Source organism: Streptomyces sp. NPDC047022 (assembly GCF_040644155.1).
Lineage (GTDB): Bacteria > Actinomycetota > Actinomycetes > Streptomycetales > Streptomycetaceae > Streptomyces.
This window is the reverse complement of record NZ_JBEYVV010000002.1, coordinates 70,203-92,950: the sequence shown is the minus strand read 5'-3', so window position 1 is coordinate 92,950 and position 22,748 is coordinate 70,203. Positions and strand designations below refer to the sequence as shown.

Below are 22,748 nucleotides of genomic sequence, written 5' to 3'. Positions count from 1 at the left end.
GGAACTGCCTCACCGCCAGGGGCCCGAGTCGCACAGTTCGGACTCCACCGGGAACAGCCCACGCTCCGCCGCTACTTGATCCGTGTCAGCTGGGCCACCGGGCTTCCCGCCGCCGCGTCGTCCATCTCCAGCTTGAGGTCCGTGCCGAGGGGAGTCAGGCGCGCGAGATGTCCGCCCTTCGTGCACACCGCCCGGTTGCCCGCCTGGGGCACGGTCGTCGCGACGAGCTGTGTCTTCGTGGCCTTCTTCAGAATGAGCACGTCCTCGCAAACGCCGCCGATCTGGTCGGTCTGCCGTGCGGTGCCGATCTTCTCGCCCACGGCGGCCTGGTGGATGGTGACACGGAACGTTCCCGACGGCAGGGTGCCGCCCAGTGCCGTCGAGTCGCCCTCCCAGATGCCGAGGTAGCGGGCGGGCACGCCGGACTGCTCGGCGCCCGCCGGGTCCGTCGCCTGCGTCGCGGCCTGGGAGGGGGCGGGTCTCCGGGCCGCGCTGTCGCCGCCCGCACCGCCCTTGCCGAACATCCCCAGGACGAAGCCCGCCCCGACCGTCACCGCGGCCAGCGCCCCCGCGACGGCGAGCGCGACGGTACAGCTCACCCGTCGGCCACGTCCTGTGGCACCCGGGTCCGAGGTCGCCGCCAGACTCACGGAGAGCTTGCCGGGCGCGGGACGGTCCCCGGCCCCTTCCGGGTGGGCGGAGGGCGCGGGAGGCGCCTTCATGTCGGGCGGAGGGCCGAACGCTCCGGCGGGCGGCGCCGCCGACTGCGCCCCGGGGAACGGCGTTTCAGGCGCGGCCGCCTCCGAGGGCTGCCCCGTCGACACCCTGCTGAAGCCCACCGGCCCCGACTGCACCACCTCCCCCGCCTCCAGGTTCAGCAGCTGTACGGCGCTGCGGCTGACCTGTTCGACCAGAGGGCCCGGAAGCCAGCCCGCTGCCACCTGCCGGGCCGCGCCCTGCGGTGCGAGCCGCCCGGCGACCTCCTCGGGCGCGGGGCGCGCGGCCGGGTCCTTGGCCAGGCACTCGGCCACCAGCTCCCTCAGTTCGCCCTCCAGCCCGCCGAGTTCCGGCTCCTCGTGGACGACCTTGTACAGCAGTGTCGCGGACGAGTCGCCGGTGAAGGGGGGATTCCCGGTCGTCGCGTAGGCCAGTACCGCGCCCAGTGAGAAGACGTCCGCCGCGCCCGCGACGTCCTTGCCGAGGATCTGCTCGGGGGACATGTAGCCGGGCGAGCCGACCGAGACGCCCGTGGAGGTCAGCGATGCCGTGCTGTCCGTGGCGCGGGCGATGCCGAAGTCGATGAGGAGTGGTCCGTCCAGGGTCAGCAGGACGTTCGACGGCTTCACATCACGGTGCACCAGGCCGAGGCCGTGCACCGCCGTCAGGGCCTCCGCGAGTCCCGCTCCCAGCACCCGCACGGACGATGGCGGAAGCGGGCCGCCGTCCGCGACCGCCGCGGCCAGGGACGGGCCCGCCGCGTACCCGGTCGCGACCCACGGCACGGATGCCTCCGGATCGGCGTCGAGGACCGGCGCGGTCCAGGCGCCGCCGACTCTCCGCGCGGCGTCCACCTCGCGTCTGAAGCGCGCGCGGAACTCCTCGTCCAGAGCGAAGTGCGGGTGCACGACCTTGACGGCCACCGTGCGCCCGCCCGCGCTGCGTCCCAGGTAGACACGGCCCATCCCGCCGGATCCCAGTCTGCCGAGCAGCCGGTAGGGACCCACTACGGTGGGCTCACCGGCCTCCAGCGGCTGCATGGCGTCCACCCCTCCCCCGTACGACTCCCAGCAGGGTAGTCCCCGGCGGGGCGGCCGGTGCTGCCGGGCGCTCGCGGGCGGGCCCGGGGCAACTCCGCTACGGCTCCAGCAACTTCACCTTCACGTCCGCCGGGAAGCCCGTCGTCGGACCGACCCTCCGGGCGAACTCGGATACGGCCGCGAGCTGCGGTCCGCCGAACCGGAAGTCGAGCGTGGTGAAGTAGCGCTCCAGGACGCGCTCGTCGAAGGCCTCCCACCGGGCCGCCTGCTCCGCGACCTTGGTGACCTCCTCGAGGGACAGGTTCCGCGAGTCCAGGAACGCCTCGTGCACCTTGCGGGTGATGACCGGCTCGCGCTCCAGGTAGTCGCGGCGCGCCGCCCACACGGCGAAGACGAACGGCAGGCCCGTCCACTCCTTCCACAGCGTGCCGAGGTCGTGCACGTCCAGGCCGTAGCGCGGCCCGTCGAGGAGGTTGGCGCGCAGGGCGGCGTCGCCGATCAGTACCGCGGCGTCGGCCTCCTGCATCATCAGGCTGAGGTCGGGCGGGCACGTGTAGTAGTCGGGTGTCACCCCGTACCGCTCGGCGAGCAGCAGCTGGGCGAGGCGTACGGAGGTCCGTGAGGTGGAGCCCAGGGCGACCTTGGCGCCGTCCAGCCGCTCCAGGGGGACCTGGGAGACGATCACGCAGGACATCACCGGGCCGTCGCAGCCGACCGCGATGTCGGGGAAGGCCACCAGCTCGTCGGCGTGCCTGAGGAACTCGACCAGCGAGATCGGCGCGATGTCGAGCTCACCCCGCACCAGCTGCTCGTTGAGCTTCTCGGGGGTGTCCTTGGTCAGCTCGAAATCGAGGAGCGTGCCGGTTCTCGCGAGCCCCCAGTACAGGGGCAGGCAGTTCAGGAACTGGATGTGACCGACGCGGGGCCGGCTGCGAGAATTGTCCACATCGCGAGACTAGACCCAGTGAGATACCGTGCCGGCTCCAGGGTGCGCATGTGGTTTCCGGAAATCCCACGGACCACTGGTGTCCACCTGTGCGACTACGATGCGACGCACAGGGCCGTGTACGGCGCGGCGCACGGCGTCAATCCAGCTCACCGCCCACTCAAACATCCGGGTGAAGTGATCTTGACCTCTATTGCTTCCGGCTGCCCGCGTGCTAGGCTCGCCCGCAAGTTGCAGTTTGGTTTCCTTGCAGTACAGAGCCTGCGGAGCATGTGACCGCGGGCTCTCGTCGTTTTCAGAGACGTGCAGTTGTGCGGCGCTTTAGTTTTCACACTTGCAGGTTCTGGAGCAGGGCAACCCTTTGGGCCCAAGGAGGGCTTATGGCTACCGGAACCGTGAAGTGGTTCAACGCCGAAAAGGGCTTTGGCTTCATCGCCCAGGAGGGCGGCGGCCCCGACGTCTTCGTCCACTACTCCGCGATCAACGCGAACGGTTTCCGCTCGCTTGAGGAGAACCAGCAGGTGAGCTTCGACGTCACGCAGGGCCCGAAGGGCCCGCAGGCGGAGAACGTCACCGCCATCTGAGCCATCGGTCTCGGAGTTTCGGTCTCCGGTTCCTGGCTTTCGGCTCTCCGAGCCCGAATGCTGTGATCCGGAACGGACAGCAGTACCCAAGGAGCCCCACGCGCCGTCAGGCGCAGGGGGCTCCTGCTTTTTATGCCCATACGCCCTCCCTTTCCGCCCGTGCACCCTTCGCCTGCCCGAACGGCCTTCGCGTATGCGTCCTCCGGCCGGGCCCGTCCTACCAGGCGACGGGCAGTTCGTGCGGGAAGCGGCGGATCGTCTCCGTGTCCCAGCGCACCTCCTCGGGCGGCACCGCGAGCCGCAGCCACGGGAACCGCTCCAGCAGCCGCCCGATGGCCACCTCCAGCTCGGCCATGGCCAGCGGCACGGCGATGCACCGGTGTCCGCCCCAGCCGAACGTCATGTGCGGCGCGGGGGGCCGGGACGGGTCGATGACATGCGGGTCCGGATAGCGGCCGGCGTCACGGTTCGCGGTCAGGTACGACACATGGACGAAGTCACCCGCCCGGATCCGCACGCCCTCCATCTCCACGTCCTCCAGCGCCACCCGGGGAATGCCGACCCCCTTGCGGAAGGGGATGACGCGTAGCAGCTCGTTGATGACCTCCGTGAGGGTCTCCGGCCGGTTCCTGAGGTGCTCGATCAGTTCGGGGCGCGTCAGGAGGACGTAGGAGATGTTGCTGATCTGGCAGGTGGCCGTGTCCTGCCCGCTCAGCACCAGCGTCAGCGCCATGACCGCCAGCTCCTGGTCGTCGAGGGTGTCCTCGCCGTCCTTGGCGGCGGCCAGCGCGCTGATCAGGTCGTCCCCTGGGGTGTGCCGGCGCCGCTCGACGAGTCCGCCGAAGTACTCCCGCAGGTCGGCCTTGGCGTGTGCGGCCCTCTCGCGGCTGTCCGGGCCGGTGGTGAGCAGATCGTGCGCGCTGCGCTGCATCCGGGGCCAGTCCTCGCGGTCGATGCCGAGGACGTCGTAGATGGTCTGCTGGGGCAGCTGGTTCGACAGGTGGTGGACCAGGTCCGCTGGCGGACCCTGTTCGGCCATCTCCTCCAGCAGGGTGTCCGCGAGTACGGTGATCTTGCGCCGCATCAGCTCGACGTGCCGTTTGGTGAAGGCCTGGGAGGCCAGGCGGCGCAGGCGGCTGCTGTGCGGCGGGTCCATCACATTGATCGACTCCGGGGAGACGATCGGCTCCGGGGTCAGCCGCGGATAGTCGAACCCCATGATCCCGGCCCGGCTGAACCGCTGATCGGTGGTCACCCGGCGCACGGCCTCGAATCCGGTGACCAGCCAGGCGTCGGCGTCGCCGTACGGCAGCCGGATGCGCGTGATGGACTCGCGGGCCATCAGCGCCGCCAGAGCCGGGTCGAACTCCATGGCGTCACTAAAATCGAACGGGCAGGCGATTGCTTCGCTGTCTGAGGTCATCGCGCGGTTCTCCCTTCTCCGCCGTGTACAGGCATTCCATGGATATGCCGTTCACGCCCCGCGGAACCGCCGGGACACCGCCACGTGCGCTATTTGGCCCTGCGGGCCACCGGCACCGGACCCGGACGCCGGCGGTGACGCAGTCAGACCGTGGGGGGTGTGAAGGGCCTGACGTTCGTCGTGTGCACCGCCGGGCTGAAGCCCCGGGCCAGGGCGACCGCGTCGCCCACCGCCCAGAAGTGGACGAAGAACAGGCGGGGGTCGTCGCGCAGGCCGTGGTTGTGCAGTTCGACCAGCTGGGCCCCGCCCTTGCGCAGGGCGGCCAGGGCCGGGCGGACCTCTTGCGCGGTCATCGCGCAGTCGCCGCTGACCGCCGCACGGCCGCGGCCGAGGGGCTGGAAGTTCAGCGCGGTGGTCGAGCCCAGGCCGGGCGGCAGCACCATGTGGTCGTCGAGGATGGTCTCGCGGCGGATGAACGTGCTCTTGTAGATCTCCCCGTCGAAGCTGCCCTTGACGCCCAGCGCGGCGTCGATCCCGGCGGTGTCCAGGTCCGGTGACCTCGACGGAGGACCGGGCGATGCGGGCGGCGGTGTGCCCGTGCGGTCGAACGCGGCGCGCAGACCGCGGGCGATGGCGACCGGGTCGCCGCCGTGGGCGTGGACATGAATCCACCAGATGTCCGGGGTCTGCGAGAGCAGGTGTTTGTGGATCGCCGTCTGTTCGATGCCGTGCGCGTTCAGGGCGTCGAGGTACCCCTGGAGCTCGCCCTCGGTGACGGCCACGTCGCCCATCAGCAGCACGTTCCCGTCGGCGTACCGCACGAACGCCACGTGCGAGGCCAGGGCCAGAGCCGGTTTGACCACGACTCCGTGGGAGACCACCGTCAGGTCCCTGCGCGGGAACCCCGTGTGGTACATGAAGCCCTGCTTCATGTCACCCGTCCGGCCCAGCGCGTCGGACACCCCGGTCCAGTCGCCGAGCGTGGTGCGGACCGGCCTGACGGTCGCCGTGTCCCCCGCGGGCCCGCCGCGCCTGACCGCCTCCGTGGAATCGGCGCACGCCGCGAGCGCCCCGGCCGCGAGCGGGGGCAGGGCGAGCGCGGCCAGCATCCTGCGCCGCGACGCGCTCCCCGCGCCGCCCGCCGTTCCCGCGCCGTGTGAGCCTCCCGCACTCCCCTGCGGACGGATGGGCCCCTGCCGGTCCTCAGCCTTCATACGAGCCTCCTCAGGGGATGGAAGCACGCAGGACGGCGGGCACCCGCCATCCCGGCCCCGGCTGGACCCGGGTGGCCCAACCGGCCCCCGGCATCCGGGCGATTTTCGTCCGGACTCACCACCGGCCGGCCACTCGGCCGCTCCGTCCCCTACGGGGCGTACAGCTCCTCCACCTGGGTGGCGAAGTCCCGCATGATCGTTTCCCTGCGCAGCTTCATCGACGGGGTGAGATGGCCGGCCTCCTCCGTGAAGTCCACCGGCAGCACGGCGAAGCGGCGGATCGACTCGGGGCGGGAGACCAGCTTGTTGGCCTCGTCCACCGCGCGCTGGAGCACCTCGTACAGCTCCTGGTCCCCCGCGAGGATTTCCGGCGGTACCGGGTGCTTGCCGTTCATCTGGCGCCAGTGGACGATGCCGTCCGGGTCCAGGGTGATCAGGGCGCTCACATAGGGGCGGCCGTCGCCGAGGACCAGGCACTGCGAGATCAGGGGGTGGGAACGCAGCCAGTTCTCCAGGGGCGCGGGCGCCACGTTCTTGCCGCCCGCGGTGATCAGGATCTCCTTCTTCCGCCCTGTGATCGTCAGATACCCCTCGTCGTCCAGACGGCCGATGTCACCCGTGGGGAACCAGCCGTCGGGGGTCGCCGGAACCACTCCGCCCGCCTGCGGGTCCCAGTAGCCGCGGAACACCTGCGCGCCCGAGAGCAGCACCTCGCCGTCCGACGCGATACGGACCTTGGTGCCGGGCAGCGGCCAGCCCACGGTGCCCAGCCGGGGCCTGAGCGGGGGTGTGACGGTCGCCGCGCCGGTCGTCTCCGTCAGCCCGTAGCCCTCGAAGATCTGGATGCCCGTGCCCGCGTAGAACGCCGCCAGCCCCCGGCCCAGCGGGGAGCCGCCGCAGATTACATGGCGGAGCCGGCCGCCCAGGGCTCCCCGGATGCGGCGGTAGACCAGCGGGTCGTAGAAGGCGCGCGCCGTCTTCAGGGCACGGCTCGGGCCGTGACCGGATCCGTTCTGCTGGGCCTCCAGCGCCTCGCCGTAGCGGCGGGCCACGCCTGCCGCGCGGTCGAACAGGGCTGCCCGGCCGCCCCGTTCGGCCGCCGCACGCGCGTTGTTGTAGATCTTCTCCAGCATGTACGGGATGGCGAGCAGGAAGGTGGGCCTGAAGCTCGCCAGGTCGGCCAGCAGGTCCTCCGCCTGGAGGCTCGGGGCATGGCCGAGGCGTACCCGCGCGCGGATGCAGGCGATGGCCACCATGCGGCCGAAGACGTGCGACAGCGGCAGGAACAGCAGCGTGGACGGCTCGCTGCCCCCTCGCGCCCGGAACACCGGGTCCAGCAGTTCGGTCGCGTTGTCCACCTCCGCGAGGAAGTTGGCGTGGGTCAGCGCGCAGCCCTTCGGGCGGCCCGTGGTGCCCGAGGTGTAGATGAGGGTGGCCAGCGTGTCCGGGCCGAGGACACCCCGGCGTACGTCCACCTCCTGGTCCGGGACAGCGTGGCCCAGTTCGGCCAGGCGTTCGACATGCCCCTTCTCGATCACCCAGATATGACGCAGCTCGGGCAGGTGGCTGAGTTGGGGACCGAGGGCCGCCGCCTGGCCGGCCGTCTCCGTCACCAGGGCCACCGCCCCCGAGTCCTGGAGGATCCAACGCGTCTGGAAGAGCGAGGAGGTGGGGTATACGGGCACGGTCACCAGCCCCGCCGCCCAGGCGGCGAAGTCGAGCAGCGTCCACTCGTACGTCGTGCGGGCCATCACCGCGATCCGGTCGCCCGGCATCAGCCCCTCGGCGATCAGCCCCTTCGCGAGCGCGAGCACCTGACCGGCGAACTGGGCTGCCGTCACATCCGTCCAACGTCCGTCCGCGTCACGGCGGCTGAGGACCCGGTGGGCGGGCACCTCGCCCGCGTTCTCGAACGGCAGGTCGGCGAGCGAGCCATGGGTGACCGGCGGCACCAGCGGGGGCACATACGCCTCCCGCACCTCACCGTTGAGCCGCCGCGTCATCGGCTCCACGAGCACGGGTCCACCGTCCGGGTCGAGGTCGAGGTCGAGTTCGGCCGGTGCGGCGGGACGGGGCGCCGACGAGTACGAAATAGGCATGGGGCAGCTCCTGGGGGCGGCAGCTACGCACTGCTCTGCTGCATGAGGTACGGGCGGTGCGCACCGGTATGTTCACCGGCGGGAGGGCGCGGCTCGCTGTTACCGCCGGTCAGGACCGCGATCGTACGGCTCCCGCGTGGGGAGTCTGTGCGGGTTCCGGGAGGGTACGGAGCCAGGCCTGTGGAGCCTGTGCGGCTTGCTTCGGCGCGACCCCCGACAAGCCATTACCCCGGGTAACATCACTCAGGGCAACGCGCACACGCCCTCACGCCCAGCGATCCAGGAGCCCTTGTGCCGTCCCTCCTCCCCGTCCTCGCCCGTGGCGCCCTGCTCTCCCCCTTCAAACACCCCCGGCCCGACGCGGACTTTCCCCGTACGCGGCTGGAGTTGCCCGCCGCACGCGTCGGCCCCGGCCGGCTCGCCGCCTACGAGCGCGTGTGCGGGTTCCCCACCGGCGTCGACGCGCTGCCCGTCACCTACCCGCATGTCCTCGGATTTCCGCTCGCGATGCGGATCATGGCGGACCGGGAGTTCCCCCTTCCGCTCATCGGGCTGGTGCACACCTCCATCGAGATCACACAGCGCGCGGGGCTCGACCCGGCGGAGGATTACGCGGTCGGAGTGCGGGTGGCGGCACTGGCACCCCATCGGCGGGGCACGGAGGCGGTCGTCGTCACCGAGGCCCGGAGCGGGGACCGGATCGTGTGGGAGTCGACCAGTACCTACCTGGCCCGGCACCGCACCCCCGTCTCCGTCCGGACCGAGGCCCGGCCGCCCGGCCACGACCCCCTTCCCGTCCTGGCCGAGTGGCGGCTGGCCGACGACGTGGGCCGGCGCTACGCGGCCGTCTCCGGAGACCGCAACCCGATCCATCTGCACCCGCTGACCGCCCGCCTCCTCGGCTTCCCGCGAGCCATCGCGCACGGCATGTGGACCGTTGCCCGCTGCCTGGCCGAGCAGCCGGCCCCCGCAGCGGTGCGCATCCGCGCGGAGTTCAGGGCACCGGTCCTGCTGCCGGGCACCGTGACCTACGCGGCCGACGGCGGGCGCTTCGAACTGCGGGGCGGGGACAGACTCCACCTGCGCGGCGAGATCCGCCCGCTCACCGGCTGAGCCGCCCGCCACCGCCGGGCGGTCCAAATGGGGCTGACAGAACATCATCGGCGTGCCTAGGATGCGGGCGATGAAGAACACCTCCTCTCATGGATCGGGGGAATCGTCCGCGCAAGGTGAGTGCTGATGGCACATCACTTCGCGAACGGGATTCCGGCCCACCTGTCGATGTGGCAGCGCGTGCGCGAGTACGCCGTACCACCGTCAATGATCGAGACCGCTGCCGCACGACGTGCGGTCGGCGACTGGGCGGGGGCCTGCGCCGCCGCCCGGATCGACATCGATCTCGATCTGCGCGCCGTGCGCCACCGCCACGGCACCGAACTCGTCACCCGTCTCCGTACGGATCTGCGCCGGCTGGTGCCGGATCTGCTCCGCTGGCACATGCCCCGGATCGCCCCCGACGGGCGGCTACGGCCCGGCCTCACCGTCTGTCTCGCCCGCTACCCCGGTTCCGGCGGTACCACCGCGCCGCAGCTGGTGGTGCGGACGCCGCCGGCCTGGGCGGACGCCGGACAGCGGATGTCCCTGGCCCTGTGGGAGGAGCGCGGGAGCGGCACACCCGGACAGCACCCTCGGTACCCGCATCCGCACCCGCATCCCGACCGGCGTTTCCGCCTCGACCTGCACCGGCACCTCTGGGACGCCGAGCACAGCGGCGAACTCGCGCGGCGCTGCGGCGTGGGCGCGCTCCCGGGCGATTCCACATGGGCGACGGCGCGCTGGGCCGACGAAGCGGAACTGCTGTTGCGGGCCGAGGGACGGCCCCATGAGGCGTTCGCCGTGCGACTCGGTGCGCGCAGGCACGGCGTGTTCCACCTCGTCGCCCCGGACGACAGCCATGCCCCAATCTGCCTGCCGCTGCGCGAGACGCCGCCGCAGGAGGTCGCGGCGCTTCCGCTGCTGCCCGAGGCGGCGGCGCGGGTCCTGCCGGATCTGGAGCTGCTGCGGGCCGGGCTGATCACGGCCCAACGGCTGCATCCGCTCGTCGCCGCGGGACTGGCGGCATCCGGCCCGGCGCCGATGGCCGAACCCGCACCCGCACCCGCACCCGGCGATCCGCACAGGGTGGAGTGCCGGGGCGAGATCCACCGGATCGAACTGCGGGACGGGACGCTGACGGCGGTCGACCACGACCCCGCCCAACTGCGCAGGGAAGAACTGCTGGTGGCACTCGGCGGCCCCGCCCTGCCCTGTCTGCGGGCGATCGACGCGGTGCACCGGACCCCTGAGGCACTCCCCGCGGTCCGCGAGCGGCTCGGCCACGGTGATGTCACCGGGGCGCTGGCCGTGGTCGAGGGACTGCTCGGTCCTCGCGCGGTTCTGCGCGACGGGCCGCTGCGGGAGGCGCTGGAGTCGGCCGCGGTCCGCCGTCTCGACCACGGGCTCTTCCGCGCGGGACTGGTCGCCGGGCATCCCGCCGCCGGTGCGTCCGGGGTCGGGAACGACGACACGTACGCGTCGGGCACCGGGCGTACGAAGGCGGCGGGCCGTCGTCCACGGCTCGGCCGGCATACGCCCCACGCGATGCGCCTCAGGCTGAGCAGGCGGACCCGGCCCCGAATCGCCCTGCAGCGCTGACCGGCCCCCCGGCCGCCACCCTTCACCGCACATCAAGCACCGCACATCGAACATCGCACGCCAAGTCCGCGACGCATTCCGCGCGGCACACCTCCATGGCCTCCGGGACCTCGCGTCCCCTCATCGCTTCCCAGGTGATCCCATGACTTCTGGCACCCTTCTGCCCACACGGCTCCCGGCCCCCGACGCGCCCGGAACCGAAACGCAACTCGCCCTCGCCGACGACCTCCTGACCCTTCTGCGAACCACCACCACCGAGGCGCGCCCCGACGAGCAGCTCGAAGCGCTCACCCTGGCCGTCGCGGCCGATCTGCCCGTGCTGCTGTGGGGAGAGCCGGGCATCGGCAAGACCGCGGCCCTCACACAGCTGGCCGCCTCCCTGGACCTGCCGCTGACGACGGTGATCGCCAGTGTCCACGAGCCGTCCGACTTCTCCGGGCTGCCCATCGTGGGCGACGATCCGGCGGTGCAGGGCGTACCGATGGCGCCGCCGCAGTGGGCGGTGGAGCTCGTCCGGGCCGGGCGTGGGCTGCTCTTCCTGGACGAACTCTCCACCGCCACCCCCGCCGTGCAGGCCGCACTGCTCCGGGTCGTCCTGGAGCGGAGGGTCGGTGCGCTGCAACTGCCGCCGGGGGTACGGATCGTGGCCGCCGCCAACCCGCGCGCGTCGGCGGCGGACGGCTGGGAGCTGAGCGCGCCGCTGGCCAACCGGTTCGTGCATCTGTACTGGGTGCACGACCGGGAGGTGGTGGTGCGCGGGCTCGGCGGGGTCTGGCCCCGGGCTGAGCTGCCCCGGCTGGTGCCGGAGCAGCTGGCTGAGGCGGTGGCCTTCGCCCGGCGCGCGGTCCCTGGCTTCCTGGAAGTCCGCCCGACGCTGATCCACCGGCTGCCGAACAGCGAGACACGGCGCGGCGGTGCCTGGCCCTCGCCCAGGAGCTGGGAGGCCGCGCTGACCCTGCTGGCGTTCGGCACGGCGGCCTCCGTCTCCCGGGAGGTACTCGCGTTGCTGGTGCGGGGCGCCGTGGGGGACGGCCCGGGGCTGGAACTCCTCGCCCATCTGGACCGGATGGACCTGCCGGATCCGGAGTCGCTGCTGGCCGATCCGGCCTCCGCCGAGCTGCCGGAACGGGGCGATCTGCGCCAGGCGGCACTGGAGGCGGTGGTGGCGGCCGTCGGAGCACGGCCCGAGCGGGCGCGGTGGGAGGCCGGCTGGGCGGTGCTGATCAGGGCGCTGGAGACCGGCGCCCCGGACCTGCTCGTCGCCCCGGCGACGATGCTGGCCTCGCTGCGGCGCGACGACTGGGAGGTGCCGGACGCGGTCGAGCGGCTGACCGGGGTGATCGGTCTCGCACGACGGGCGGACCGGTCCGTGGAACGCGCCGTGGCCGTGGCCGGCGCCGGACGTACGGCGAGGGCACACCGATGACGGGGTCCGTGAAGCGCCCGGGACCGCGCCCGCTGCCCCGCCCCATGACCCGGCCCGCGCCACCCCGGCCGGTGGGTGCCACCGTGCCGAGGCCCCCGGCCGACGAGCCCGGACTCCCGCTGGACATGGAGAAGCTGCTGGCCGCCCGGCTGCACGCGGTGAAGGTCCGGCCCTACCTGGCCGACGCTCTCTTCGCGCTGCACGTGGTGGAGGACCGGTCGGTACCGACGATGGCCGTGGACGCGTACTGGCGCTGCTACGTCTCCCCCGGCTTCGTCGCGCGCCTTCCGCTGGAGGAGCTCGCGGGCGTCTGGGTGCACGAGGTCTCCCACCTGCTCCGGGACCACCACGGCCGGGGTGAGCGGTACGCACGGCAGGAGAAGGAGGACGGGCCGGGCGAGCGAAGCGAGACGGTGGTCCCCCGGGCCGAAGGCTGGGGGAGGCTGCGGCGGAACATCGCCGCCGACTTCGAGATCAACGACGACATCTACGGTGACGGTCTCCCTGTGCCCGCCGGGGCCGTGCTGCCCTCGCGGCTGCACCTGCCGAGCGGGCTGCTGATGGAGGAGTACCTGCGAACGGCGTCGTTGTCCGGGCTCGCCGCGGACCTGTCCTGGCTGGACTGCGGCAGTGGTGCCGACGGGCAGGACCGGCCGTGGGAGCTGGGACCCGACGGGGCACACGGGCTGAGCAGACAGCAGCGGGACGCGGTCCGCTTCCGGGTCGCGGAAGGCATCAAGGGCCGGCCGGGCCACGCGCCGGAGGGCTGGCGCCGGTGGGCCGACGAGGCGTTCCATCCGCCGCAGCCGTGGCGGCAGTTGCTGGGGGCGGCCGTCCGCTCGGCGGCGGGTGGGCCGGGCGTGGGCGAGAACCACAGCTACCGGCGTCCGTCCCGGCGCTCGGCCGCCGTCCCCGGGGTACTGCTGCCGAGTCTGCGCCGTACGCCGCCCCGGGTCTGCGTCGTGATCGACACCTCCGGGTCGGTGAGCGACGCCGAACTCGGCAGCGCGCTGCTGGAGGTGGCGGCTATCTCGCGGGCGGTGGGCGGGCGGCGCGACCTGGTCTCGGTGATCTCCTGCGACGCGGCGGCCGGAGTCGCCGTCCCGCTCTGCCGCGCCGAGAACATCCCACTGGTCGGCGGCGGGGGAACGGATCTGCGCTCCGGTTTCGCCCGGGCACTGCGCTCCCGGCCCCGCCCGGACGTGATCGTCGCCCTGACGGACGGCCAGACACCCTGGCCGTCCGCGCAGCCGCCCTGCCGTACCGTCGTCGGCCTGTTCCCCCGTGCCGGCGGCCTCGTCGACGAGAGGGACCCCGACTACGTCCCCGACACCCCTCCGCCCTGGGCGCGCGTCGTCACCATAGGCTGAGAAGGGCCGAAGGCTGCCCCGGCCGGGTGGGGACGAACCGCCGCGCGAGGCGGCCGTGAAGCGACTACGAGGCCTGGCTCCGCGCCTTCGCCGAGTCGTCCGCCGGGTCGTCCTCCTGGCTGCGGTTCGCCTCGAGGTTGGCCTTCATACGGTCCACGCGCGCGACGACGTTCACGGACGCCCGGTCGCGCTCCTTGCGCAGGACCACGAAACTGATCGGCGCCGAGATCACCAGGGCAAGCATCACGATCCAGAGACCGTTGGAGTCACCGAGGCCGCGCGGGACGAGGCCCGAGTAGACAAGGCCCCAGACGACCACGAAGCAGCCCACGAGGATACCGAGGCGCATCAGTGTGTAGCGGAGCATCTCAATCCACTCTTCCGTTCCATGGGCCCCGTGTTCGAGCGGAGGCGAGAACCCGGGGGTCCCAGAGGCTTCCGTCCAGTGAAGCACGCCTCGCACCCGATCTTGCACCCGGGTGCGAGGCCCAAGGCTCCCCTGTCTCCTCGGCTCCCCGGCCCTCCGGCCCCCCGGCTCAGGACAGCGGCAGCAGCATGGTGATGTCGTCGCGGTCGTCCCCGGGTGCCACCCGGATGGCGCCGGGCACCCGGCCGACCTCCTTGTAGCCGCAGGAGCCGTAGAACCGCTCGAGGCCGAGGCCGCCCCGGCAGGTGAGCCGTATCGCCTCTATGCCCTCCAGGCCGCGCGCCGCGTCGGCCGTCGCGTCCATGAGGTCGCGGCCGTACCCCTTGCCCTGGTGACGCGGGTGCACCATCACGGTGTAGAGCCACACCCAGTGCCGCATGAGCCGGTGTGTGTTGGAGGTGAGGAAGACGCTCGCCGCCACCCGCCCCTCCTCGTCCCGCCCGACCAGCAGCCGTGTGCGCCCCTCGCTCATCGCGGCGAGGTGCTTCACGAGCTCCGGACGTATCGCCTCGCGCGTGACCGGCGCCACGAAACCCACGGCACCACCGGCGTTGGACACGTCCGTCCACAACTCCAGGATGCCGTCGCGGAGGTCGGGGGTGACGGCCGGATCGAGCTCAAACGTAAGGGGCATGGCGGGAGGTTATCTATTACCCCGACGGAGGCTCAAGGCCTTTCCGAGAGGCCCTCGCCACATGCCCGCCACGTGCTCCCCGCAGAGCCGCACACTCGCCGCACAGGGGACAAGCCCCGGCGGGAGCGGGGCTTGTCGGGGGCCTTGCGATGACCGGGAGGGACCCGGGGGCGAAGGGATCAGACCCGCATCGGCTGCGGCTCGTCGCGGCGGGACGGGTCCGGACCCTCGTACTCGCGGATGATCTCGTAGCGCGTGTTCCGCTCCACCGGCCGGAAGCCCGCGTCGCGGATGAGGTCGAGGAGGTCCTCGCGGGTCAGCTTGTTCGGCGTACCGAAGTTGTCCGCGTCGTGGGTGATCTTGTACTCGACCACCGAGCCGTCCATGTCGTCCGCGCCGTGCTGCAGCGCCAGCTGGGCGGTCTGCACGCCGTGCATGACCCAGAAGACCTTCACATGCGGGACGTTGTCGAACAGCAGGCGGGAGACCGCGAAGGTCTTCAGGGCCTCGGCGCCCGTCGCCATCTGCGTGCGCTCCTGGAGGCGGTTGCGGACCTTGCCGTCCTTCATGTCCACGAAGTCGTGCTGGTAGCGCAGCGGGATGAAGACCTGGAAGCCGCCGGTCTCGTCCTGGAGCTCACGCAGCCGCAGCACATGGTCCACCCGGTGGCGCGGCTCCTCGATGTGTCCGTACAGCATGGTGCACGGGGTCTTCAGACCCTTCTCGTGCGCCAGACGGTGGATGCGCGACCAGTCCTCCCAGTGGGTGCGGTGGTCGACGATGTGCTGCCGGACCTCCCAGTCGAAGATCTCCGCGCCGCCGCCGGTCAGCGACTCCAGACCGGCGTCGATCAGCTCGTCCAGGATCTCGGACGCGGACAGCCCGGAGATGGTCTCGAAGTGGTGGATCTCGGTCGCCGTGAACGCCTTCAGCGAGACGTTCGGCAGGGCGGCCTTCAGCTCCCTCAGCGAGCGCGGGTAGTAGCGCCACGGCAGGTTCGGGTGCAGGCCGTTGACGATGTGCAGTTCGGTGAGGTTCTCCGACTCCATCGTCCTGGCCAGCCGGACGGCCTCCTCGATCCGCATCGTGTAGGCGTCCTTCTCGCCCGGCTTGCGCTGGAACGAGCAGTAGGCGCAGGACGCCGTGCACACGTTCGTCATGTTCAGGTGGCGGTTGACGTTGAAGTGGACCACGTCACCGTTCTTGCGGGTCCGCACCTCGTGCGCGAGGCCGCCGAGCCATGCGAGGTCGTCCGACTCGTACAGCGCGATGCCGTCCTCGCGGGTCAGCCTCTCACCCGCCCGGACCTTGTCCTCCAGCTCGCGCTTGAGCCCGACATCCATGCTTCTGCCTCTCCCTCGGACGAACCAACCCAACCGTACCCCCCGCCCTCCGGCCGGGCGGCGCCCCCTTTCGGCACCCCTCGAGCGTCAGTGCGGCTCCGGGAGCTCACCCACCCGGTTCTCCCACTTCGTGGACAGCACGATCGTGGTGCGCGTACGGGAGACTCCCTTGGTGCCGGACAGCCGACGGATGATCTTCTCCAGTCCGTCCACGTCGTTCGCGCGCACCTTGAGCATGTACGAGTCGTCGCCGGCGATGAACCAGCAGTCCTCGATCTCCTGAAGGTCCCTCAGCCGGCGGGCCACGTCCTCATGGTCGGCGGCGTCGGACAGCGAGATGCCGATCAGGGCGGTGACCCCGAGGCCGAGGGACGCGGCGTCGACGGTGGCGCGGTAGCCGGTGATGACCCCGGCCGCCTCGAGGCGGTTGATCCGGTCGGTGACACTGGGCCCGGAGAGGCCCACGAGCCGCCCCAGCTCGGCGTAGGAGGCCCTGCCGTTCTCGCGCAGGGCCTGGATGAGCTGCCTGTCAACGGCATCCATAGATCCGAAGCCTTTCATTATTCGGCGTTCCCGCAAGTTTATCTAGAGAAATCAAGGTACGCAGGGCGCGAACCCTGTGAATCTTTAATACGATCAGTGGTTCGGTGAGGGGTGCTGAGCGGCTGCATCCGCATCTGACCGTCTGCGCCCGACCGGTCCCGGCGCCGCACCGGGTCACCGGGAGACAGAAGAAGACGGGAGACATCGCCCCCCACCCCGGGGCGCTTACTCGTCCGACCTGGAACCGCCCCCGAGCTCGCCCTCCCAACGGCGGTACAGACGATGCGGCACCCCTGCCGCGTCCAGAACACGCCCCGCGACAAAGTCCACCAGGTCCTGGATGTGCGTCGCCCCCGCGTAGAACGCCGGAGACGCGGGCAGTACGACCGCGCCCGCCTCGTCCAGCGCCACCAGCTGCTTCAGGGTCTGCCCGCCGAGCGGGGTCTCCCGCACGGCGACCACCAGCGGCCGCCGCTCCTTGAGCGTCACGCTCGCGGCCCTCTGGAGCAGATCCTTGGACAGTCCGAGCGCCACCCCCGCCACACCGGCCGTGGACGCGGGCACGATCAGCATCCCCTTCGCCGGGTACGAACCCGAGGACGGTCCGGCGGCCAGGTCACCGGCGCTCCAGTACCGCACACGGTCGCCTTCGACATCGACCACGAACGTCCCGGGTTTGCCATCGGCGCCCCGTTCCAGCCACTCCCTCAGATCCTCCCGCCAGTGCGCGTCGCGGAAGGCGATCCCCGTCTCATCGAGCAGCGTCAGCCGCGAGGCACGCGAGACGACCAGATCGACGCTCTCCCCCGCGGCGAGCAGCGCCCGCAGGACGGCGGCGGCATACGGTGTGCCGGAGGCACCGGACACCCCTACGATCCACGGTGTACGCGACGTCTCTCCTGGCTTGGCTGGATTCACGACACCGAGCCTATCCGGCGTCGCGGGACGAGATTCGGCCAAGGGGGGCCGGTCCGATCCAGGGACGGGCCGAGCGGTGGGGGTGCTGCCATGACAGGCATGACAGGTACGGGTGCGGGCTCTGGCGCGGGTACCGCACCGGAGTGGTCGGGCGCCGACCGCGCGAAGGCGGCGGCCAAGCTGATGGCGGGCTGGGTAGCGCTGCTGTGGCTGCTGGAAGCGGTCGACGTGCTCAGCGGTCATGCCCTGGACGGCTTCGGCATCATGCCGCGCAGCGCTTCCGAGCTGGCCGACATCGTTCCCGCCGCCTTCATCCACTTCGGCTTCGCCCATGTCGCGGCCAACAGCGTGCCGCTGCTCGTGCTCGGTTTCCTCGCGGCCCTCGGCGGGCTGCGCCGGTTCGCCGCGGTCTGTCTGCTGGTCATCGTCGTGGACGGCCTGGGCGTCTGGCTCGTGGCCCCGTCGGGCAGCAACACGGCGGGCGCCTCCGGTCTGATCTTCGGGCTCTTCGGCTTCCTGCTGATCAGCGGCTTCATCGAGCGCCGCCCGCTGGGCGTGCTCGTAGGTGTGCTGGTGGGCGCGGTCTGGGGCGGCTCGATCCTGATGGGGCTGGACCCCACGCAGACCCACGTCAGCTGGCAGGGCCATCTGTTCGGGCTGGTGTCGGGGATGGCGGCGGCGTTCCTGTTCCGGCGACGGGCGGGGGCGGGCTGACGTCAGGGCCGCCGGGGCGGCCACGCCTGATGTCGCGGCCTCCGCCCGGTGCGGTCGACGCCTACCAGTCCTGTTCGGCGGTGGTCTTCGCCGGGCCGAGGACATCCACATGGCCGTGATCGCCGTATTCGGAGCGCCGCCACTGGGCGAATGCCTTGGCGGTGCGATCCGCGTCTTCCTGTTCCATCACCCCGTAGTCGGCCCGGACCACGGACACGCCCCGGGCGCTGCCCGCGGGCGTGCGGGTGTAGACACTCGTCACATGGGCGGCGATGGAGGCATTCCGCGCCCCACGGCCGGAACGGACCGTGCTCAGAAGCTCAGACCCCGGACCAGGAGATCGATCAGCGCGCACACGAAGAGGCTGATCCCGATGAACCCGTTGACGCTGAAGAACGCCCGGTTCAGGCGGCTCAGGTCGTGGGGGCGGACGATGGTGTGCTCGTAGACGAAGGCGCCCGCCACGATCAGCAGGCCCAGCCAGAAGAACGCACCCGCGCCGGTGGCTGCCCCGTACCAGACGAGCAGGGCAGTCGTGATGGCGTGGCAGACCCGCGCGCCCCAGATGGCCGCCGGGATACCGAAGCGGGCCGGTACCGACCTGACCCCGATCTCGCGGTCCGTCTCCACGTCCTGGCAGGCGTAGATCAGGTCGAAGCCGCCGATCCAGATCCCGACGGCGAGTCCGAGGACGACCGCGTTCCAGGACCACTCACCGCTGATCGCCAGCCAGCCGCCGACCGGTCCCATCGCCTGGGCGAGGCCGAGGATGGCCTGCGGGAAGTTCGTGAACCGCTTGCCGTAGGGGTAGACCACCATCGGGATCACGGCGACGGGTGCGAGGGCGAGGCAGAGCGGGTTCAGCAGGGCCGCCGAACCGAGGAAGACCGCCACGGCGATCAGGGCGCCCGTCCAGGCGTGCCTCACCGACATCGCGCCGGTCACCAGCTCGCGGTGGGCGGTCCTCGGGTTCCGGGCGTCGATCTCGCGGTCGATGATCCGGTTGACCGCCATCGCGAACGTGCGCAGGCCGACCATGCACACGGTCACCAGGAGCAGCCGGCCCCAGTGGACGCTCTTGTCCCCCTGGTACATCGCGGTGAGTGAGGCGATGTACGCGAAGGGCAGGGCGAAGACGGAGTGCTCGATCATCACCAGGCGCAGGAACGCACGGGTGCGTCCCGGCTGCGGGATCGCGGCGGAGGCAGAACTCACAGTCCGTATTCCTTCCAGCGACGGTCCACCAGGGCCGCCGTATCCGGGTCCGAGAGGACCATGTCCGGCCAGCCGCCGTCCCTCGTGTAGCCCTCCTCGGGCCACTTCCTGGTCGCGTCGATGCCCGCCTTGCCTCCCCAGAACTGCTGGTACGAGGCATGGTCGAGATGGTCGACGGGGCCTTCCACGACCGTGAGGTCACGGGCGTAGTCGGTGTTGCCGAGGGCGCGCCAGGCGACCTCGTGCAGATCGTGCACGTCGCAGTCGGAGTCGACGACCACGATCAGCTTGGTCAGGGACATCATGTGTGCCCCCCAGATCGCGTGCATCACCTTCTGGGCGTGCTTGGGGTACTTCTTGTCGATCGACACGATCGCGCAGTTGTGGAAGCCGCCCGCCTCGGGGAGGTGGTAGTCCACGATGTCCGGCACGATGATCTTGAGGAGCGGCAGGAAGAAGCGCTCGGTGGCGCGGCCGAGGGGCCCGTCCTCCGTCGGGGGTCGGCCCACCACGATGGACTGGAGCAGGGGGCGCCGACGCATGGTGACGCAGTCGATCTTCAGCGCGGGGAACGGCTCCTGCGGAGTGTAGAAGCCCGTGTGGTCGCCGAACGGCCCCTCGGGGAGCATCTCGCCGGGCTCCAGCCAGCCCTCCAGGACGACCTCGGCGTGGGCCGGGACCTGGAGCGGGACGGTCTTGCAATCCACCATCTCGATCCGCTTGCCCGCGATGAACCCGGCGAAGAGGTACTCGTCGATGTCACCCGGCAGCGGCGCGGTCGAGGCGTAGGTCACGGCCGGCGGGCAGCCGAAGGCGATGGCGACGGGGAGCCGTTCACCGCGCCGTGCCGCCACCTGGTAGTGGTTGCGGCTGTCCTTGTGGATCTGCCAGTGCATGCCGATGGTGCGCTTGTCGTGGCGCTGCAGGCGGTACAGGCCGAGGTTGCGGATGCCCGTCCCCGGGTCCTTGGTGTGGGTGAGCCCCAGGTTGAAGAAGGAACCGCCGTCCTTCGGCCAGGTGAACAGGGCGGGCAGGGCGTCGAGGTCGACCTCGTCACCGTGCAGGACGACCTCCTGCACGGGCGCTCCGTCCCCCTTGACCTTCTTGGGCGGTACGTGCGCCATCGCGCCGAGCTTCCCGAACGCCTCGCGCATCCCGACGAACCCGTGCGGCAGTTCCGGCCTGAGCAGACCGCCGATCTTGTCGGAGATCTCGCCGTAAGACTTCAGGCCGAGCGCCTTGAGCAGCCGCCGGTCGGTCCCGAAGACGTTCATGGCGAGCGGCATGGACGATCCGCGCACGTTCTCGAAGAGCAGCGCGGGGCCACCGGCCTTCTGCACCCGGTCGACGATCTCCCCGACCTCCAGATACGGGTCGACCTCCACCTTGATGCGCTTGAGGTCTCCCTCGCGGTCCAGCGCACGGAGCAGGGACCGAAGATCGTCGTAAGCCATGCCCTCCAGTATCCGGCAAGGGCTACCCTTGCCCCGTCACCGGGGCCGTCGTTCCCATGCTCCGTCGCCGACTCGCCGTTCCGGGGGGATCGCACCACCATGTTCAGGTATCTGCCCTACCTGCTGGTCCTTGGGCTGTGGATATACGCCTTCATCGACTGCCTGAACACCCCCGAGGAGCGGGTGCGGGGGCTGCCGAAGGTGGTCTGGGTCATCATCATCCTGCTCTTCGGCGAGGTGCTGGTCGGTCCGGTCGCCTGGCTCATCGCAGGCAAGACGCGCTATGCCCCGGCGGGCGGCTCCACGCCCTCCGAGTGGCACCGCAATCACCGTATGGACTGGGTCGCGCCCGACGACAACCCCGAGTTCCTCAAGTCGCTGAAGGAAGAGGACAAGAAGGACGAGGCGCTCCTGAAGGAGTGGGAGGCCGATCTGCGCCGCCGCGAGGAGGACCTGCGGCGCCGGGAGCGCGGCGAGGACCCGACGGACTGAGCGCTCAGCCGCTCAGCCGACGGTGATCGAGTCCAGTTTCGCGCGCAGATACACATGGGAGTCGACCGGCTCGTACGCCACCCGTCCGACCGGCGCCGGGACCGACTCGACGAGCGTTCCCGGCGTGCACTCGCCGAAGTAGACGAGCGACATCAGTTCCTCGGCGGGCGCGTCGGCCGGGGGCGGCATTACGCGGTGGCGGCCCGAGCGCCAGCGGTCGCCCGTCCAACGGGCCATCAGGTCGCCGATGTTGATGGTGACCGCCGCGGGGTCGTAGGGCGCGTCCTGCCAGCCGCTCTCGTCGGTGAAGACCTGGAGTCCGCCCTTTCCCGCCTGCCGGTCGAGGATCGTGACGGTCCCGAAGTCGGTGTGCGGGCCGATGCGGAACTGGCCGGGCTCGGGAGCGCCGAGGACCTCCCTGCCCGGATACCAGTTGATGTTGAAGCCATAGGTGGGGTGGGTCATGTGGCGCGTGAAGAAGTCGGGTTCCAGGCCCAGGGCCGCACCGAGCAGCTCCAGCAGACGGTTCTCCAGTTCCGCCATCCGCGCCAGGTACCGCTCGCACAGCGCCCTCAGCTCCGGCACCTCCGCGGGCCAGACGTTCGGGGCGTACCACTCGGCGTTGACCGCCGGGTCGTCGAACGGCTCGTGCGTCGCGAAGGTCAGCGACTCCTTGAGGTCGGGCGGGGTCTGCGTACCCTCGGCATAGGCGTTGGCCTCGGCCCCGGGTCCGAGCCAGCCGCGTCCGCCGACCCGGGCGGCGTACTTCTCCTTGACCTCGGCCGGCAGCACGAAGAACGACCGCGCCGCCGCCCGGATGCGGGACCTCAGCGCCGGGTCCACACCGTGCCCCGTCACCAGGAGGAACCCGGCGGTCCGCAGCGCCCGGTCGACGGTGTCGGCGATGCGGGCGCGGGTGCCGGCATCTCCCTCCAGCCAGGGCCGCAGATCGACGGTGGGGAGGGCGGCGACGGTGGCAGGCGTGTCAGTCAATGCCGATGTCCTCGTTCCACAGAGCCGGGGCGTCCTCGATGAAGTCGCGCAGCATCGCCTTGCACTCGGGGTCGTCGAGGAGGACCACCTCCACGCCGTGTTCCGCGATCCAGTCGCGGCCGCCGGTGAACGTGCCGGCATCGCCGACGACCACCCGGGAGATGCCGAACTGGCGGACAAGACCGCTGCAGTACCAGCACGGCGACAGGGTGGTCACCATCGTCGTACCCCGGTAGGAGCGCTGTCTGCCCGCCGCGCGGAAGGCGGACGTCTCCGCGTGCATCGACGGGTCGCCGTCCTGGACCCGACGGTTGCGGCCACGGCCGAGGAGGGCGCCGTCGGCGCCATAGAGCGCGGCGCCGATGGGGATGCCGCCCTCGGCGCGGCCGGCGCGGGCCTCCGCGACGGCCGTGGCGAGCCACTCGTATGCCTGTGCCTGGTCCATGCACCCACTGTCCGACGGGCGGGACGCGGGGGCAACGTGGGACACCCGGATGATCAA

22 protein-coding genes are annotated in these 22,748 nt (G+C 71.2%); 7 read left to right on the top strand and 15 right to left on the bottom strand.

Annotated elements, in window-relative coordinates:
- Positions 1-71: 71 nt before the first annotated feature.
- Complete coding sequence (locus ABZ845_RS03785) at positions 72-1,757, bottom strand: serine/threonine-protein kinase (protein ID WP_360972618.1); 1,686 nt, start codon at positions 1,755-1,757, stop codon at positions 72-74.
- A 97-nt stretch (positions 1,758-1,854) separates the two neighbouring features.
- On the bottom strand, positions 1,855-2,703 hold the full coding sequence (locus ABZ845_RS03780) for a menaquinone biosynthesis protein (RefSeq protein WP_360972616.1): 849 nt from the start codon (positions 2,701-2,703) through the stop codon (positions 1,855-1,857).
- A gap of 380 nt (positions 2,704-3,083) precedes the next feature.
- Here ABZ845_RS03780 and ABZ845_RS03775 point away from each other — a divergent pair, with 380 nt between their 5' ends.
- Positions 3,084-3,287, top strand: a complete 204-nt coding sequence (locus tag ABZ845_RS03775) for a cold-shock protein (RefSeq protein ID WP_043442843.1) — start codon at positions 3,084-3,086, stop codon at positions 3,285-3,287.
- Between the two features lie 217 nt (positions 3,288-3,504).
- Here the strand turns inward: ABZ845_RS03775 and ABZ845_RS03770 are convergent, their stop codons facing one another.
- The 3 genes from ABZ845_RS03770 to ABZ845_RS03760 all read right to left on the bottom strand — a co-directional run bounded on the left by ABZ845_RS03770 (position 3,505) and on the right by ABZ845_RS03760 (position 7,927).
- Positions 3,505-4,710, bottom strand: coding sequence for a cytochrome P450 (locus ABZ845_RS03770; protein WP_360972614.1), 1,206 nt, complete (start codon positions 4,708-4,710; stop codon positions 3,505-3,507).
- A 143-nt stretch (positions 4,711-4,853) separates the two neighbouring features.
- Positions 4,854-5,924, bottom strand: a complete 1,071-nt coding sequence (locus ABZ845_RS03765) for a DUF1259 domain-containing protein (RefSeq protein ID WP_360972612.1) — start codon at positions 5,922-5,924, stop codon at positions 4,854-4,856.
- Positions 5,925-6,073: 149 nt separating this feature from the next.
- The gene (locus ABZ845_RS03760; RefSeq protein WP_360973063.1) at positions 6,074-7,927 is read right to left on the bottom strand and encodes an AMP-dependent synthetase/ligase; all 1,854 of its coding nucleotides are present in this window, start codon (positions 7,925-7,927) and stop codon (positions 6,074-6,076) included.
- A gap of 387 nt (positions 7,928-8,314) precedes the next feature.
- Here ABZ845_RS03760 and ABZ845_RS03755 point away from each other — a divergent pair, with 387 nt between their 5' ends.
- The 4 genes from ABZ845_RS03755 to ABZ845_RS03740 all read left to right on the top strand — a co-directional run bounded on the left by ABZ845_RS03755 (position 8,315) and on the right by ABZ845_RS03740 (position 13,513).
- Entirely contained in the window at positions 8,315-9,136 is an 822-nt protein-coding gene (locus tag ABZ845_RS03755) for a MaoC/PaaZ C-terminal domain-containing protein (protein WP_360972610.1), read from the top strand.
- A gap of 126 nt (positions 9,137-9,262) precedes the next feature.
- Positions 9,263-10,717, top strand: coding sequence for a hypothetical protein (locus ABZ845_RS03750; protein ID WP_360972608.1), 1,455 nt, complete (start codon positions 9,263-9,265; stop codon positions 10,715-10,717).
- Positions 10,718-10,859: 142 nt separating this feature from the next.
- On the top strand, positions 10,860-12,143 hold the full coding sequence (locus tag ABZ845_RS03745) for a MoxR family ATPase (protein ID WP_360972606.1): 1,284 nt from the start codon (positions 10,860-10,862) through the stop codon (positions 12,141-12,143).
- A gap of 125 nt (positions 12,144-12,268) precedes the next feature.
- Positions 12,269-13,513 carry a VWA-like domain-containing protein gene (locus ABZ845_RS03740; RefSeq protein ID WP_360973061.1) on the top strand — a complete coding sequence of 415 codons (1,245 nt, stop codon included), beginning with the start codon at positions 12,269-12,271 and terminating at the stop codon, positions 13,511-13,513.
- Between the two features lie 64 nt (positions 13,514-13,577).
- Here ABZ845_RS03740 and ABZ845_RS03735 read toward each other — a convergent pair whose 3' ends face one another.
- From ABZ845_RS03735 to ABZ845_RS03715, 5 genes are all read right to left on the bottom strand, one after another.
- Entirely contained in the window at positions 13,578-13,880 is a 303-nt protein-coding gene (locus ABZ845_RS03735) for a DUF4229 domain-containing protein (RefSeq protein WP_360972604.1), read from the bottom strand.
- A gap of 169 nt (positions 13,881-14,049) precedes the next feature.
- Positions 14,050-14,574, bottom strand: coding sequence for a GNAT family N-acetyltransferase (locus ABZ845_RS03730; protein WP_360972602.1), 525 nt, complete (start codon positions 14,572-14,574; stop codon positions 14,050-14,052).
- Positions 14,575-14,753: 179 nt separating this feature from the next.
- On the bottom strand, positions 14,754-15,917 hold the full coding sequence (gene mqnE, locus ABZ845_RS03725; protein ID WP_360972600.1) for an aminofutalosine synthase MqnE: 1,164 nt from the start codon (positions 15,915-15,917) through the stop codon (positions 14,754-14,756).
- 87 nt (positions 15,918-16,004) lie between these two features.
- Positions 16,005-16,460 carry an Lrp/AsnC family transcriptional regulator gene (locus ABZ845_RS03720; RefSeq protein ID WP_360972598.1) on the bottom strand — a complete coding sequence of 152 codons (456 nt, stop codon included), beginning with the start codon at positions 16,458-16,460 and terminating at the stop codon, positions 16,005-16,007.
- Between the two features lie 225 nt (positions 16,461-16,685).
- On the bottom strand, positions 16,686-17,378 hold the full coding sequence (locus ABZ845_RS03715) for a UbiX family flavin prenyltransferase (RefSeq protein ID WP_360972596.1): 693 nt from the start codon (positions 17,376-17,378) through the stop codon (positions 16,686-16,688).
- A gap of 90 nt (positions 17,379-17,468) precedes the next feature.
- Here ABZ845_RS03715 and ABZ845_RS03710 point away from each other — a divergent pair, with 90 nt between their 5' ends.
- A complete protein-coding gene (locus ABZ845_RS03710) occupies positions 17,469-18,092 on the top strand; it encodes a rhomboid family intramembrane serine protease (protein WP_360972594.1) in 624 nt (207 codons plus the stop codon).
- Between the two features lie 61 nt (positions 18,093-18,153).
- Here ABZ845_RS03710 and ABZ845_RS03705 read toward each other — a convergent pair whose 3' ends face one another.
- The 3 genes from ABZ845_RS03705 to ABZ845_RS03695 are packed head-to-tail and all read right to left on the bottom strand — an operon-like array spanning position 18,154 to position 20,761.
- On the bottom strand, positions 18,154-18,354 hold the full coding sequence (locus tag ABZ845_RS03705; RefSeq protein ID WP_360972592.1) for a hypothetical protein: 201 nt from the start codon (positions 18,352-18,354) through the stop codon (positions 18,154-18,156).
- 50 nt (positions 18,355-18,404) lie between these two features.
- Positions 18,405-19,307, bottom strand: a complete 903-nt coding sequence (gene mqnP / locus ABZ845_RS03700) for a menaquinone biosynthesis prenyltransferase MqnP (protein WP_360972590.1) — start codon at positions 19,305-19,307, stop codon at positions 18,405-18,407.
- On the bottom strand, positions 19,304-20,761 hold the full coding sequence (locus ABZ845_RS03695; protein WP_360972588.1) for a menaquinone biosynthesis decarboxylase: 1,458 nt from the start codon (positions 20,759-20,761) through the stop codon (positions 19,304-19,306). Before ABZ845_RS03695 ends, mqnP begins: the two co-directional genes overlap by 4 nt.
- Positions 20,762-20,860: 99 nt before the next feature.
- On the opposite strand from ABZ845_RS03695, the gene ABZ845_RS03690 reads away from it, so the two are divergent.
- Positions 20,861-21,253 (top strand): PLD nuclease N-terminal domain-containing protein, encoded by a 393-nt coding sequence (locus tag ABZ845_RS03690; RefSeq protein WP_360972586.1) that lies wholly within the window; start codon positions 20,861-20,863, stop codon positions 21,251-21,253.
- A 12-nt stretch (positions 21,254-21,265) separates the two neighbouring features.
- Here ABZ845_RS03690 and ABZ845_RS03685 read toward each other — a convergent pair whose 3' ends face one another.
- Both ABZ845_RS03685 and ABZ845_RS03680 read right to left on the bottom strand, forming a co-directional pair.
- Positions 21,266-22,246, bottom strand: a complete 981-nt coding sequence (locus tag ABZ845_RS03685) for a 2-oxoglutarate and iron-dependent oxygenase domain-containing protein (protein WP_360972584.1) — start codon at positions 22,244-22,246, stop codon at positions 21,266-21,268.
- The gene (locus ABZ845_RS03680) at positions 22,239-22,691 is read right to left on the bottom strand and encodes a nucleoside deaminase (RefSeq protein WP_360972583.1); all 453 of its coding nucleotides are present in this window, start codon (positions 22,689-22,691) and stop codon (positions 22,239-22,241) included. Before ABZ845_RS03680 ends, ABZ845_RS03685 begins: the two co-directional genes overlap by 8 nt.
- Positions 22,692-22,748 lie beyond the last annotated feature (57 nt).

Coding starts and splice junctions, on each gene's coding strand:
- ABZ845_RS03785 (WP_360972618.1), bottom strand. CDS start 1,757: ATGCAGCCGCTGGAGGCCGGTGAGCCCACCGTAGTGGGTCCCTACCGG.
- ABZ845_RS03775 (WP_043442843.1), top strand. CDS start 3,084: ATGGCTACCGGAACCGTGAAGTGGTTCAACGCCGAAAAGGGCTTTGGC.
- ABZ845_RS03770 (WP_360972614.1), bottom strand. CDS start 4,710: ATGACCTCAGACAGCGAAGCAATCGCCTGCCCGTTCGATTTTAGTGAC.
- ABZ845_RS03765 (WP_360972612.1), bottom strand. CDS start 5,924: ATGAAGGCTGAGGACCGGCAGGGGCCCATCCGTCCGCAGGGGAGTGCG.
- ABZ845_RS03760 (WP_360973063.1), bottom strand. CDS start 7,927: ATGACGCGGCGGCTCAACGGTGAGGTGCGGGAGGCGTATGTGCCCCCG.
- ABZ845_RS03750 (WP_360972608.1), top strand. CDS start 9,263: ATGGCACATCACTTCGCGAACGGGATTCCGGCCCACCTGTCGATGTGG.
- ABZ845_RS03745 (WP_360972606.1), top strand. CDS start 10,860: ATGACTTCTGGCACCCTTCTGCCCACACGGCTCCCGGCCCCCGACGCG.
- ABZ845_RS03740 (WP_360973061.1), top strand. CDS start 12,269: ATGGAGAAGCTGCTGGCCGCCCGGCTGCACGCGGTGAAGGTCCGGCCC.
- ABZ845_RS03735 (WP_360972604.1), bottom strand. CDS start 13,880: ATGCTCCGCTACACACTGATGCGCCTCGGTATCCTCGTGGGCTGCTTC.
- ABZ845_RS03730 (WP_360972602.1), bottom strand. CDS start 14,574: ATGCCCCTTACGTTTGAGCTCGATCCGGCCGTCACCCCCGACCTCCGC.
- mqnE (WP_360972600.1), bottom strand. CDS start 15,917: ATGGATGTCGGGCTCAAGCGCGAGCTGGAGGACAAGGTCCGGGCGGGT.
- ABZ845_RS03720 (WP_360972598.1), bottom strand. CDS start 16,460: ATGGATGCCGTTGACAGGCAGCTCATCCAGGCCCTGCGCGAGAACGGC.
- ABZ845_RS03710 (WP_360972594.1), top strand. CDS start 17,469: ATGACAGGCATGACAGGTACGGGTGCGGGCTCTGGCGCGGGTACCGCA.
- ABZ845_RS03695 (WP_360972588.1), bottom strand. CDS start 20,761: ATGGCTTACGACGATCTTCGGTCCCTGCTCCGTGCGCTGGACCGCGAG.
- ABZ845_RS03690 (WP_360972586.1), top strand. CDS start 20,861: ATGTTCAGGTATCTGCCCTACCTGCTGGTCCTTGGGCTGTGGATATAC.
- ABZ845_RS03680 (WP_360972583.1), bottom strand. CDS start 22,691: ATGGACCAGGCACAGGCATACGAGTGGCTCGCCACGGCCGTCGCGGAG.